The following is a 14,532-nucleotide window of genomic DNA, read 5'->3' on the forward strand; positions in this document are numbered from 1 at the left end:
ATAAAATTATATAATTTCTAAACTGTTGTTGTTTCTCTATAGGAATATTCAATAAATCTACAACTTCTTCAAATGTCATTTTCTTTGAATTTAACTTTTGTATTGTTTCAAGTTTTTCTTCAAATTTTCCTTCTTCTTTCCCTTTATCTCTGATTTTATCAAAGATTTCACACATTTCCTGTATCCCTCCTTCTGTTTCCTTAAAATAGTGGACTCTTCTTCTTAAAACTTCGTAATGCATGTCTCCACAGTTCTTGCACATGAAATCATGCATCAGCAATCCCAATGGTGTTTCATCCTGTATGCTGGCATTTACATAGACGGTTGATGTTTCATCATCAAAGTATTCTCCAGTTTCATCAATTGTCCTATGTATGTGATAGATAGGCAGTCCTTTTCCTAACACATCATTTTCAGTAATAAAGATAACGGAAACTGGTGGTATTTTCTTCCACTCCTGTGACGGAAAAGATATATTGGCATTCGTCATGCTGTGATGATATCTGGCTCTTTTGGGATGAGCACCATCATTCTTTCTTTGAACCTCGACATTAATAAAATGATTATCGATAGTTCTAGTAAAAACATCAATGCGAATATCTCTGCCGTGGAGATTCTTCATCATATGCTGGGTAGAAAAGGCAATAACATAGACAGGCTTGTTGAAGACAATACCAAGAAGAAATTCAAGACATTCTCTGTCATTAAAGATGATATCCATAAAATCATCATCAATAAGCCTAAGACTTAAAATAGAGTCAAGATATTCATAAGACAAAGCAGTATTCATTGATTCACCTCACTTTCATATAAAGGGAGGCTATCCAAGGATAATATATCACAATAATTGCTTATAGTAAATAACGATGATAAATAAAACAAAAGATAAAATAACCTCCTCACTATATATATACGCAAAAAATCTTCATTTTTCTTTTTTTATTTTCAATTTTATGAAAAAAAGTGATACCATTATAGAAAGGAGGATTTGACATGAAACAAATCAATAAAAATGATATAAAAAATATTCAGAAAAACTTAATTTATCCTATTTATGAGGATCAAGAAATATGTAAAGAAATTATAAATAAACTGGGTTATGATATTAATCAAATTGTTAATAAAGCATTCAATGAAATAACAAAAGTTTATACATTAGGTCAATTACCATTCAAAGAAATATATTTTATTGGATTGGGTAATTCTCATACAATAACAACATATCAATTAAGACAAGCATTTTGTACAATATCTGAAAATTTAAAGGAAGATATTTGTTTTAATGCTATTGAAGCAGCGAATGAAAATATAGATATTCATCAGATAACAAAGCTTTTTGTAGAAAGTTATCTTCTTTCACAATATAAAGAACAAAAAATAGGTCATCTAGAACAAGAAAAATTTGAAGTAAATATTATTACAGATGCTGATGTACAAAAAGATATAGATGAAGCTATAATCTATGGAGAAGGAATTAATTATGCAAGAAAATTAGCTGATACACCAGCCAATTATATGACACCTTGTCACTTGGTTGATGAAGCAAAGACATTGGCAAAAGAACTAGGAATAGAATGCACTATTTTGGATAAAGATGCTTTAGAAGATATGAAAGCGGGTGGAATACTTTCTGTTAATCAGGGAAGTCATATTCCAGCATATATGATATGTTTAAAGTATTCTCAAGGTGGAGATATGCCATATAATGCTGTTGTAGGAAAAGGTATTACATTTGATTCAGGAGGATATAATCTTAAAGGGAATAGTTATGGTATGAAGTATGATATGTGTGGTGCAGCAGATGTCTTAGGAATTATGAGTATTCTTGCGAAGACAAAAGCTAAGGTTAATGTTTATGGAATCATACCAACAACAGAAAATCTTGTTAGTGATAAAGCATATAAACCTCAAGATGTGATTACAACTCTTTCAGGAAAAACAGTTGAAATTGTGAGCACTGATGCTGAAGGAAGATTAATATTATGTGATGCATTAACATATGCACAACAATTAGGTGCAAAGTCTATTATTGATCTTGCAACTTTAACAGGAGCTTGTGTAAGTGCTTTAGGAGATCTTTATACAGGTGTTTTCTCAAATAGTGAAAGATTCTATCATAAATTTGATAAAGTGTTAAAGATATCTGACGAAAAAGGATGGCGTTTACCAATAGATGAAGAATATTTTAAAAAATTAAAATCTACAAGTGCAGATTTTAAAAATTCGGTAGGAAAACCAGGGGCAGGAGCAAGTATAGCAGCCAATTTCTTAGAAGCATTTATAGAAGATAATGTTGAATGGATACATTTGGATATTGCAGGGACTGCTGATAACAATGGAACAGGTGCAACAGGAGCAATGATAAGAACTGTTGTTAATACAATAAAAGAAGGATAATAAACTATACCCTATAGAATGGACACGAAATAAAAAAGCGTGTCATCTATAGGGTATTTTTGTATACTTAAAGAAAGGATGTGTTAAAAATGGGAAGAAATTATTTTACTGATGAACAAATAGATGAATTCAAAAAAAATAAGTATATTGAAAGTATCACAAAAGCTAATATCACTTTTACTAAGGAATTCAAACAAAAATTTTATGGATTATTACTTGATGGGATTGGACCATCTCGTGCATTATCTCAACTAGGGATTAATTATAGAACATTGGGAAAAAGAAGAGTTGATCAGTTGGCTCATCGTATAAGAATACAAGCACAACGTGAAGAAGGATTTGATAGAAAAAAGGGCAGGCATGTAGGCAGACCAAAGAAATTAACTTTTGATTCACCTGAAGAAGAAATTAAATACTTAAAGGATCAATTAGAATATCAAAAACAGGAGATTGAATTTCTAAAAAAGCTAGAAGCACTGGAAAAGAAATACCAATAGTTCCAGTGCAAGAAAGATTTAAGATTATTTATGAGATGTCATTAAAGGGAAGATTGGATATTCAGTATATGTGTCAAATAGCGCATGTATCACGCTCAGGATATTATGCATATGTAAAAAGATTAAAACATCCTTCATCTAAGGAGCTGCAAGATCATTTTGATTTCCAAATGATTAAAGCAGCATATGAATATAAATCATGGAAAAAAGGTGCAAAACAAATCAGAATGCGTATAGAGAGAGATTATGGAATTATTATGAATCTTAAGAAGATCCGTAGGTTAATGAAAAAATATAATCTTGTTTGTCCTCTAAGAAAAAAGAATCCAATAAAAGCAATGATAAAAGCTCAGCAGAGTCATCGAATATATAAGAATATATTAAATAGAGATTTTTTACAAGGTAAGTCTAAGAAAGTATTGTTAACAGATATTACTTACCTTACATATGCGAATGGTAAGAGAGCTTATCTATCAGTCATTAAAGATGCATCTACCAAGATGATCTTATCATGGCAATTATCATTAACACTAGACTTAAGTTTCGTTATGAATACAGTGAATGAAATTCTAGATTTCTATAAAGGAGAATTAGATTTAAATGTCATTATACATTCAGATCAAGGAGTTCATTATACAAGCATTGCATATCAGGAACTATTAAAAGAAAATGGGATTACCCAATCAATGTCAAGAAGAGGAAACTGTTGGGATAATGCGCCACAAGAATCATTTTTCGCTATATTAAAAACAGAAAGTGAATTACATAAATGTACAAGTTATGAGAAATTAGTGAATACAATTATTGAATATATAAAATATTACAATTATGACAGACCGCAATGGGCACTCAATAGAATGACACCATATGAATATGATAGGTACCTAACTAAGAGAAGACACTTATTATTACCATCAACTTATATCAAACCACAAATTATATATACATAGAAAAAGCCATGAATTTTCATTCATGACTTATCCCCCTTTTTATTTATGTGTCCTTGACATAGGGTATAGTTTATTTTATATCCTTCTTTCATTTTACATATTGACTCATAAATTCAATAATTGTTCTTTCACATAGTTCCTGATTAACAAGATAACTTTCTGCATGTTTTGCACCTTCAACAATTAATAAATCTTTATCTGCAGCACAAGCATTATAAAGATCATAAACCATATATGTTGGTACAAAATCATCTTGATCACCATGAATAAATAATGTAGGTGTTTTAGATTTTTTAACTTGATTAATTGTAGAAGCTTCTTTAAAACTATACCCAACACGTTTCTTACTCAGTAAAGTTGCAGTAGGTAAGATAAGTGATGGTGGAATATGAGCAAGCTTCAATTCATGTTCAAATTCATCTAATACACTTGTAAATCCACAATCAGATATAATACATTTTACATCATCAGGTAATTCTTCACCACTAGCCATTAAGACAGTCGCACTACCCATAGAAATACCATGTAAAACAATCTGTAAATCTTTATTAAAATAATCTTTTATTTTATTTATCCATTGAATACAATCTAGCCTATCTAACCATCCAAAACCAATATAAGTTCCTTCACTTTCACCATGAGCACGATTATCAGGCATTAATATATGGAAACCTAAATCATGATAGAACTTAATATAATAAGCATATTCTTTTAAATTATAAGAACGATAACCATGCACCGCAATTAAAACCTTATCAGTATCTAAATCAGATTTCAAAAGCTTTGCCTTCAACTTTAAACCATCATGAGAAGTGATTTCTAAATCTTCAAAATGCTGTTCCTTTAACCAAGGTAAATATTTCTCTATATAAGGATTAACAGAATCATCTTTTTTCTTATGAGGAACCCTTTTCTTACATGCAATATCAATAGCTGTTACACTAGCAAAACCTACCAAAGCACCTGTTAAAATAGCTGCAGTCGCTAAAGTTTTCTTTTTCATTCTTATCACATTCCTTTCATATGTCTTTATCATATCACAAAATATAAACGAATGTGATATTTTTTATTAAACAATAAAAATATAGTGAATAGATTCACAAGATTTCCACAATTATTTAGTATAATTTGTTTACAAGGATATATATTGAGGGGAAACATATATATTTTACAAAAGACATATCAATGAGGATATATATTCCTATTTTGATATGTCTTTAAATTTATAAAGAAAGGGGAATAAAAATGAAAAGAGTTATTGAGTATTTTGGATTAGGTGTTTTAATGGTTTTAGCAGGTTCTTTATTAGAAAGTCTTAGTGTGAGTGGAGATTATTCATTATTCTCTATTTCAAATATTTTTATATGGAGTGGGCTTGTAGTACTATTTGTGGGAGAAGGATTGTTTATCTATAAAGGTATTATAAAAATCTATCATATGTATAAAGAATTCACATCATCTATTAAATAGGAGCAAATAAAATGAGTAAACAAATGAAAATAATAAAAATTATCATGTTATTGGTTTTTATGTTAAGTTTTAGTGGTTGTAGTCAAAAAGAGGTTGTCGATGGAAATTTTATAAAACCTTACATTCTTTTAAATAATAATTATTATGGACTTTCTAGCAGTAAGCCTAATACAAAAGAGTTATCTGATGATTATCGTTTTTATGGGTTAGTTTCAGGTGCAGTAGATCAAGAAGTTATGCCTAGTCAGGAATTACAAACAACAAGAATATTAGAAGATAATAAAGGTTATAAAGTATATATTTCTAATGATGAACAGAATGTTTGTATATTTAATGAAGAAATCAATGAGTATGTTTATTATGATATAGAGATATGGAAATAAACTTAAAAACAACGGATTCCAGATGAAAACCCCCTGATTTCAAATAAATCATCATTTTTTTTAATAATCATATATAATGTATTTAGAAAAAAATTAATGTTTAAGAGTATAAGAAAAGTAAGTGTTATGAGTATACTTATTCTTGTATTATCTGTAGTTAGCGTTTCAGCAACTTATGTTACTTGTCAGAACAAAGTATCAACAGGAAAAGGATACTATAATGCAAATTGTTATGGAACAACACTTAGATTTCATGGCTATTATGAAGATAGTTCAGAAAAATATACAGTTATGAATTATGTAGGAACAAATGAAGATCCATACAAGATATATGATGGTTGTAGTGCTGGAAATAGGAATGCTGATGGATCATGGAATGTTGGTCGTCCATATAATGGATTTGCACATATACATACTTACACAGTTAATAGAAACTAGTAAAAGGGATATTTTTATCCCTTTTACCTATAAAGAGGGTGATTATATGATTAAAAAAGGAATATGGATCATAACAATCTTTATCTCAATAATACTTGGATATTTAAGTTTTGTAAATATGGAAACAGTACAATACTATCAATTGGGAGCTATTCAAGATTACATATCTATTCAAGAGAATAAAGAGACAATTATGCTTTGGAGTCAATTTCAAGAAGGTTATCAACAAGAAGGTGTTAACTCCTTAGTTGATTATTGTCAGAACCATAATTTGACTATGTTACTTGTTGCAGGTGATAATAAAGGTGGTATACATTTTAGTGATTATTATTTATACACTCAACAATCAAATATATTAAATGGTTTAAATTTTACCAATAGAATACAATCTATAGATTTTAGTCAATATAATACTCATGAATATTATACAACATATCAAGATGATCAAGAATATCAAGGATTAATGGTAACAGTAAATAAAGAATTTTTTAATAATTTTTATAATCAATACCGTATTCATAATTTCTATAAAGTAGAAGATATTATTAAAGATAAAGGAAATCAAATATCATTATTTATTTATAGTAATCATAGAGAAAGTCTATTAAATGATATGAATGATGTGTTTTTAAAGGGTCATGTGAGTTATCAAGATTTAACAGATGGGTATTCTCCAGCTCAACTAATAGATATTCATCAAGAAAATAATATGAATATGATAAAGATTATGGTTATTTTAATATTTATTGTTGGTTTATTATTAATTCTTCATTTAATGAAACTAAAAAGACAAATCGTTATTATGAGATTAAATGGTTTATCAATATTGAGGATAATGCAAAAGAAATTAGGTGGATTTCTTTTTGTAGAATTGATTGTTTTTATAACATCATTATTAATATGTATGTTTATAAATGCAGGAAAATTAGATAGTTATAATAGAGAATATTATCAATTATTTATAAAATATTTTGTTATGTTCGTAGGACTTATCATTGTTTTATGTATTATGATATATATCTTTATATATATTAATATGCATTTAAAGTATCTCAAGAAAGAATATCAAATCAAACATTTTGCAGAAATAAATGTTTTTCTAAAAGTTGTAATTATTTCATTATTAATGTTTCCATTTATAGAAATGATAGAAACTTCTAAAGATTCAATTATTCAATATAAAGGGATAATGGATAATAAGGATTTAATTGATCAAAGTGCATATTTTGATAGTGATTTAGATACGTCAGAAACAACTGAAGAAGTCTTTAACTATTATCTTAAAAATGGAGGATTTTATATTGATTTTGATTATTATCAAAATCATACAAGAGAGTATTTGTTAGAAGTAACTCCTGAAAAGTATCATGATGAAATTGATGAGATGGCTATTGATTATCCATTTTTATTAGCTAATGCAAATTATTTAAAAAATCAAAATATTAAAGATGAAAATGGAAATATATTAGATTTATCTAAATTTCAAGAAGATGTTCTTTTAGTTCCTAAAGAACATAAAAAGAAAAATCTAAAGAAAATAATGGAAGATAAAGATTATCAAATTATTTATGTTGAAAAAATAGGAAATTGTTTTAATATCAAATTAAATCAACCCTACTATCTATCAAATCCAGTTATTCATTTAGTTACTCATAAAAGTGATAGAACAAGATTATATTATATGAATCTTCTTATAAAAGATAAAAGTATTCAAGATTATCAAAATGAAGTAAAACAAATGACAAATGAAACAGTAGAAATGTTTTCTAATGAAGTCATATCGTCAGTTAATATAAATAGTATCCAAAAAACATTACAGGAAACACTTTCAATTATTATACTTTATATAACACTCATATCAATTCTTATCTACCAGATTACATATATTTACATATCTGAAAATCAAATGTCTATAGCATTAAGTTATATGAATGGATGTAGTTATAAAGAAAGATATAAAGAATTATATATGTATTCAACTATAACTTACTTATCTATATTTGTTATTGGAATTGTTATTTTAAAAGGTTATTTTTTAGATATTCTTATTTTTAATATATTAGGTTTGGGATTTGAACTTATTGTTTTATATTGTTTTATTAAAAAGTTTGAAAGTTCAAATATTGCTAATATTTTAAAGGGAGAATCAAGATTATAAATGAAATGATTTCATTAAAGGGAGTGGAAATGATGAAAAAATTGCTTATATTAATAATTAGTATTATATCATTTTCACTTGTCTATTTTAGTTTTAAAGATGTTAATGAGAATCAGGCTACAAATGTTTATTTACTTAATAATGTGGTAGAACAGAATTTAGATATGGATGAGTACTTTGTTGATATACAATTTAATGAACCTTATAAATTTCAGGATATATGTAAAGCTGTTGCAAAATATGTGTATGAAAATAAATTGACTTGTATAGTTACTAATACTTATAAAGATAGTGAAGGCATATATAATATGAATGATTATTATATTTTATCTTCAGATTCTCAGGTTTTAAGTCATTACCTTATAGAAGGAGAAACTATAGATTTTAGTCATCTAACAGATCAAAAATATTATTCAACACAAGTAGATGAAAATGCATCAGGTATGATCAAAATATTAAACAATGATTATTTTAATTTGTCTCAAGATATTTTTAGATTTAAACAGTTTAATAGAATAAACGAAATAAATGATAGAGTACTTCAATCTATTTATCTATCAATATATGCTAAAGACAATCAATTTATAGCAGAACTAGAAGAAACATTAAATGAACAATTCGAAGATATTAAGGTTAATGATATATCTTCTGCAAATGAACATATCTATAATATGACAGATCAACAATTTATAGTTAAAAATCAAATGCATTTTTTTGAAATAACAATCATTATATTTATTATATTATTAACAGTCAGTGCAATGAAAAATACTAAGAAATATATGATTCGCAGAATGATGGGTACATCTGTAATGAAAATAGCAATCAAAGAATATTTAGCATTATTATTAATATGTCAATTATGTTTTTCAACTGTTATAACATTAACTTTTAATTATCTATGTCCAGAAAGTAACATGCTGACAAAACAATTTTATAATCAAATATTTCCATTTCATTTCTATTGTCTTGGAACACTAATGATAATGTTCTTAATCATATATGTTTTTATATATTTCACAAGTCATGTCAAATATCTTCATACACAAAATCATTATAAGCATTTATATCATATCCAGGTTGTTATGAAAGTTATTATTGTAGTGATACTTATGCCAACACTTATTGGCTCATTTAAGAGTATATATCCATATGTCATCAACTATTTAACTATTAATAGTGTTAAAGATGATATTCAGGATCTTTATTATTTAGACTCTATACCAGAAAAGAGTCAGGAAATATTTAATCATTATATAGATAAAACTGATTATATGGATTTTAATGATTATTATTCAAATTCACCATTATTTCCACAAAATACAGATAATGAAGAATATCTTATGAAATATCCATATATTCATGTTAATGCTCATTATCTTAAACAATATGATATAAGAGATACCAATAATAATTTTATAGATTTCAGTCAATATAATGAAAATGTCTTACTTGTTCCAATAGAATACAAAGGTAAAGATTTATCTAATTACTATCCATCAAAAAAAGATAAGATTGTCTATATACAGAATAATGGAAAATTTGTAAATTTAAGAATGGAAGAACCATTTGTTGTAAGGAATCCAATTATTTATTTAGAAAAAGAGTATGATATGATTGAAACAAAAATGAGAGGTTTTTGTTTTAAGACAGATCAATTTTCTAAGTTAAGTCAGGAACTTAAAGATATAGAAGGAACAGATGTTATGATAGTAAGTAGTACATATAAATATAACTATTATATTTATATGTTTAAACAATCTATTATTGAGTTATTTATTAATATTAGTGTTTATTTAACTTTAATAATGCAATCAATGTTATTGTATATAGGTGAAAAAGGTAAAGAAATAAGTATTGGATATACATTAGGAATTACTAAATGGAAAAGATATTTAGAATTATTGATTTTTAATATGGGGAGCTATATTGCTATAGTTGTAGGAACTATGTCTCTTAATGTGACATTGACTGATAGAATAAAATTTATTATTTTATTTGTTATGATAGAACTCATAATAGAAATGATTTATGTTTATCGTTTTGAAAAAACAAGTATTATATCTTGCTTGAAGGGAGAGAAAATAGAATGAATGTTGTAGAAGTAAGAAATGTAAAGAAAGCTTATCAAAATAAAGTTGTCTTTGATAATTTGTCTTTTGAAATAGAAGAAGGTTCTTTTGTAGTTATTATGGGAGAATCGGGTTCAGGTAAATCAACATTATTAAATATGATAGGTTTATTGGATAAACCAGATAGTGGAGATGTTATATTGTTTGATCAAAAGAATATCAAACCTTTCTCAAGAAAAGCAGAAATCATGTTAAGAGATAAGATTGGATACTTGTTTCAAAACTTTGCATTGGTAGATAATGAAACAGTTGAATATAATCTTGTCATGGCATTAGATAATGTAAAAGGAAATAAGAAAGATAAAATCAAAGAAGCATTAAAGATTGTTGGATTAGAGGAATATGAGAAAAAGAAAGTATATAAATGTTCAGGAGGCGAACAGCAAAGAATAGCTCTCGCAAGATTACTTCTTAAGCCATGTGAACTGGTACTTGCAGATGAACCAACAGGCTCATTAGATGCACATAATAAAGCCATTGTATGTGACTTATTAAAGCAAATGCAAAGTGATGGTAAAACAATTGTTGTTGTAACACATGATGAAACACTAAAAGAGTATGCAACACAGGTTATAAATATCTAAAAACAGTGGATTCCAGATGAAAACCCCCTGATTTCAAATAAATCATCACTTTTTTATATAATCATATATAATGTAATTAGAAAAAGAAATTTTAGCGAGAAAGGGGAATGATTTCAATGGGAGTATTATGATTTATATTAAAAAAAATCAAAAAAAAGGAGAAGAAGATTTATGAAGTTAAAGTGGATAAAAATTATTAGTTTGTTTTCTTTATTAATGACATTAAGTTTAACAGTTGTAAACGCTGCATACATTGACATTTCATGTCAAGGACAAACAACACTTAAAAATGAAGCAACTCTTAAGGCTGATTGTGCACTTTACACATTACATGGTGCAGCATCTTTTAGAGGTGAAAATGAGAGATATACTTATATTAATTATCTAAAGAATAATCAAACAGGTGTAGAAGTCTCTTGTTCTGCATATTATGGTAAGAAATCAAGTGATTGTTTTATTAATGTAGATAAACAGTATTACAAAATAAGTCATAGACATTATTATGGCATTTATCAAAATTAATAGAACTATTAAGAGGGATTGATCCCTCTTTACTTTTCTAAAATAACCAACAATTTAATTGTGAATAAGAATACAGAAAATTTTTGAATTATATGTATTGTTTATTGCATGTTTAGTAGATTAAGAAAGGAGAACTCAAATGAAAAAAATATATATAATTATTTTAGTCGTATTATCTCTCTTTCTTATTAATAGGACTTATTATGAAGAAAATCAGATAGAAGCAACAAAAGTATATAATTTAAACTCTATATTAGAAGAAGAAATGAATTTATCAGAAAATTATTTGATGATAGAGATTGATGAGAATGATTATCAAGATATTATGAATGATATTGTAACTTATGCAGATAAATATCAAATAAAGATGTCTACAAACATAGCCTATGAAGATGAAGAGGGAGTTAATACTTATATTAATTATTTTATTGCAAATATTGATCAATTACCTGAATCTATTCATATTGATATTCAAGATAACAATAAAAGTTATTATACGACAGATTTAAAAGATAATTATAGTAAAGGATATATAAAAATAATTAATAATGATTTTTTTAAGGATACACATGATATTATACGAATTTATCAATTATCTGATATCAAAGAATTAGATTATAAAACAAGTAAAATAGGGATATCTATTTTTAGTAATCAAGAACAAGATATTAAAGAGTTTAAAGATTTTCTAACACAAAATTATCCAATAAGACAAATATTTGATACTGAAGGTAATGAAATAAATTATCCTGATAGTAGTTCTATTATTGATAGTTATAGTGTAACATATTTAAGTCTTTGTATTATTCTATTACTATCTTTATTGATTTGTATTATTATTAAAGAACATAAAAAATATTTAATATCAAGAATGTTAGGTAATTCAATATTAAAGCTTGTTTTTAGAAACTTTATGCCCTTTTTTGTAATATCTATTATTGTATTTTGTTTAAGTAATATGATTGGATGTTATCTAAAAATAGGAGAAATAAATGATTTAACGAAAGAATATTATTATTCATATCAGATTGTCAATATCTATTATATAGTGATTGTAGTTATTATATTTCTATTTATATATTTCTTTATAAAATATTCTACACATATTAAATATTTAAAATTAAGTCAACCATATGGACATTTTGTTATTATACAATGGATAGTCAAAGAAATAGTTATTGTGTTATTGATAACACCAGTTATATCTACATTTTCAGAATCTTTTCCATATATAAAGCAATATATAAGTATACAAAAACAAAAAGAAACAATAGAAAATTATTATCAAATAAGTGGATCATTTGTAGATAATCAGAAAGTATTTGACTATTATAACAGTAAAGAAATCTATTGTAATATGGATAAATATTACATGCGTTCAAAAGATAGTCCATTTTATGATCCAGAAGATGAATATGCAATATATTATGACTATGAATATTTAGAAGCAAATCCTTATTATCTACAAAACAATGTTTTTTATGATGAACAAGGAAAACAATTGAATCTTTCTCATTATAGTGAAAATATACTTCTTATACCATATCAAATAAAGAATAAGATTGATATGGAAATATATAACCCACGAGGATATGATGTTATTTATGTTAAACAAACAGGTTACTTTTTTAATTTTAAAATTAGAAATATATTTGAAATGAATAATCCAATTATATGTGTCATAAATAACTATAATGATAGTATAGATATGCAAGGTTTTTTATTTGATAAAAGGCATAAATCTTATAATGAGTTTGTTTATGAAATAGAAAAAATACAAGGTCAAAATATGCAAACTGCGAGATTGACATCATGTATAAATGCATATGACTTTTATATAGATAGGTGTCAGGAATATATACCAGAGTTTATAATAACTGTAATTATTTTCCTACTTATTGTTTTATGCAATGTATATATTACGACAAAGATGTATCTAGAAGAATTTGGAAAAGAAATAGCTATTCAATATATGTTAGGAAAAAGTAAAAAAGAAAGATACTCTATGATTTTTATCTTTATTCTATCTTCTACAATAATAGCATCAACAGTAAGTTATCTCATCTGTGATTTAGTTTTCATACAATTTATTAAATTTATAGCATTACTTGTTTGCATTGAGTTTTTCGTTATATTGATGATAGTTTACTCTTTTGAGAAAAAAGGATTAACTCCATATTTAAAAAGTGGAACAATGTAAAGAGAAGGGAGATATATGATGAAAATAGTAAGTGTAAAGAGTATTTCAAAATCTTTTCAAGATAAGCATGTCTTTGATAATTTGTCTTTTGAAATAGAAGAAGGTTCTTTTGTGGTTATTATGGGAGAATCGGGTTCAGGTAAATCAACATTATTAAATATGATAGGTTTATTGGATAAACCAGATAATGGGGATATTATATTATTTGATCAAAAGAATATCAAACCTTTCTCAAGAAAAGCAGAAATCATGTTAAGAGATAAGATTGGATACTTGTTTCAAAACTTTGCATTGGTAGATAATGAAACAGTTGAATATAATCTTGTCATGGCATTAGATAATGTAAAAGGAAATAAGAAAGATAAAATCAAAGAAGCATTAAAGATTGTTGGATTAGAGGAATATGAGAAAAAGAAAGTATATAAATGTTCAGGAGGCGAACAGCAAAGAATAGCTCTCGCAAGATTACTTCTTAAGCCATGTGAACTGGTACTTGCAGATGAACCAACAGGCTCATTAGATGCACATAATAAAGCCCTTGTATGTGACTTATTAAAGCAAATGCAAAGTGATGGTAAAACAATTGTTGTTGTAACACATGATGAAACACTAAAAGAGTATGCAACACAGGTTATAAATATCTAAAAACAGCGGATTCCAGATGAAAACCCCCTGATTTCAAATAAATCAACAGATTATAAATGAATATAGTATAATACTATCAAAGGAATGATAACAATGATTTATACTTTATCAGACAAACTTATTTTATATTTAGAAAAGAACAATGTTTTAAAAGAA

The 14,532-nt window shown here is 26.3% G+C and carries 14 protein-coding genes; 12 read left to right on the forward strand and 2 right to left on the reverse strand.

The features are described from left to right. Positions 1 to 790, reverse strand: a 790-nt coding sequence (locus tag BN350_RS18515; protein WP_081652857.1) for a PD-(D/E)XK nuclease family transposase, incomplete at its 3' end; no start/stop codon positions are given. Between the two features lie 203 nt (positions 791 to 993). On the opposite strand from BN350_RS18515, the gene BN350_RS05155 reads away from it, so the two are divergent. From BN350_RS05155 to BN350_RS18520, 3 genes are all read left to right on the forward strand, one after another. Further along, a complete protein-coding gene (locus BN350_RS05155) occupies positions 994 to 2,397 on the forward strand; it encodes a leucyl aminopeptidase family protein (RefSeq protein ID WP_028042634.1) in 1,404 nt (467 codons plus the stop codon). A gap of 89 nt (positions 2,398 to 2,486) precedes the next feature. Continuing rightward, positions 2,487 to 2,894 carry an HTH domain-containing protein gene (locus tag BN350_RS05160; RefSeq protein WP_028042635.1) on the forward strand — a complete coding sequence of 136 codons (408 nt, stop codon included), beginning with the start codon at positions 2,487 to 2,489 and terminating at the stop codon, positions 2,892 to 2,894. Between the two features lie 5 nt (positions 2,895 to 2,899). Further along, the gene (locus BN350_RS18520; protein WP_081652846.1) at positions 2,900 to 3,844 is read left to right on the forward strand and encodes an IS3 family transposase; all 945 of its coding nucleotides are present in this window, start codon (positions 2,900 to 2,902) and stop codon (positions 3,842 to 3,844) included. A gap of 88 nt (positions 3,845 to 3,932) precedes the next feature. Here BN350_RS18520 and BN350_RS05170 read toward each other — a convergent pair whose 3' ends face one another. Next, positions 3,933 to 4,847, reverse strand: a complete 915-nt coding sequence (locus BN350_RS05170) for an alpha/beta hydrolase (RefSeq protein ID WP_231385235.1) — start codon at positions 4,845 to 4,847, stop codon at positions 3,933 to 3,935. Between the two features lie 242 nt (positions 4,848 to 5,089). Here BN350_RS05170 and BN350_RS05175 point away from each other — a divergent pair, with 242 nt between their 5' ends. The 9 genes from BN350_RS05175 to BN350_RS05215 all read left to right on the forward strand — a co-directional run bounded on the left by BN350_RS05175 (position 5,090) and on the right by BN350_RS05215 (position 14,376). Continuing rightward, complete coding sequence (locus BN350_RS05175; RefSeq protein WP_028042637.1) at positions 5,090 to 5,314, forward strand: hypothetical protein; 225 nt, start codon at positions 5,090 to 5,092, stop codon at positions 5,312 to 5,314. Between the two features lie 11 nt (positions 5,315 to 5,325). Beyond that, positions 5,326 to 5,697: a hypothetical protein gene (locus tag BN350_RS05180; RefSeq protein WP_028042638.1), complete on the forward strand. Its 372-nt coding sequence runs from the start codon at positions 5,326 to 5,328 to the stop codon at positions 5,695 to 5,697. Positions 5,698 to 5,793: 96 nt separating this feature from the next. Further along, positions 5,794 to 6,135, forward strand: a complete 342-nt coding sequence (locus tag BN350_RS20895) for a hypothetical protein (protein ID WP_028042639.1) — start codon at positions 5,794 to 5,796, stop codon at positions 6,133 to 6,135. A 46-nt stretch (positions 6,136 to 6,181) separates the two neighbouring features. Beyond that, a complete protein-coding gene (locus tag BN350_RS05190; RefSeq protein WP_028042640.1) occupies positions 6,182 to 8,293 on the forward strand; it encodes a DUF1430 domain-containing protein in 2,112 nt (703 codons plus the stop codon). Between the two features lie 32 nt (positions 8,294 to 8,325). Then, on the forward strand, positions 8,326 to 10,386 hold the full coding sequence (locus tag BN350_RS05195; RefSeq protein ID WP_147573527.1) for a hypothetical protein: 2,061 nt from the start codon (positions 8,326 to 8,328) through the stop codon (positions 10,384 to 10,386). Next, complete coding sequence (locus tag BN350_RS18525) at positions 10,383 to 11,009, forward strand: ABC transporter ATP-binding protein (protein ID WP_044600128.1); 627 nt, start codon at positions 10,383 to 10,385, stop codon at positions 11,007 to 11,009. The genes BN350_RS05195 and BN350_RS18525 overlap by 4 nt, the downstream gene beginning before the upstream one ends. A 171-nt stretch (positions 11,010 to 11,180) precedes the next feature. Further along, on the forward strand, positions 11,181 to 11,531 hold the full coding sequence (locus BN350_RS05205) for a hypothetical protein (RefSeq protein ID WP_028042642.1): 351 nt from the start codon (positions 11,181 to 11,183) through the stop codon (positions 11,529 to 11,531). 139 nt (positions 11,532 to 11,670) lie between these two features. Next, on the forward strand, positions 11,671 to 13,731 hold the full coding sequence (locus tag BN350_RS05210; protein WP_028042643.1) for an ABC transporter permease: 2,061 nt from the start codon (positions 11,671 to 11,673) through the stop codon (positions 13,729 to 13,731). Positions 13,732 to 13,749: 18 nt separating this feature from the next. Continuing rightward, complete coding sequence (locus BN350_RS05215) at positions 13,750 to 14,376, forward strand: ABC transporter ATP-binding protein (protein WP_315968791.1); 627 nt, start codon at positions 13,750 to 13,752, stop codon at positions 14,374 to 14,376. The last annotated feature ends 156 nt before the right edge of the window (positions 14,377 to 14,532 follow it).

Source organism: Candidatus Stoquefichus massiliensis AP9, assembly GCF_000455285.1.
Lineage (GTDB): Bacteria > Bacillota_I > Bacilli_A > Erysipelotrichales > Coprobacillaceae > Stoquefichus > Stoquefichus massiliensis.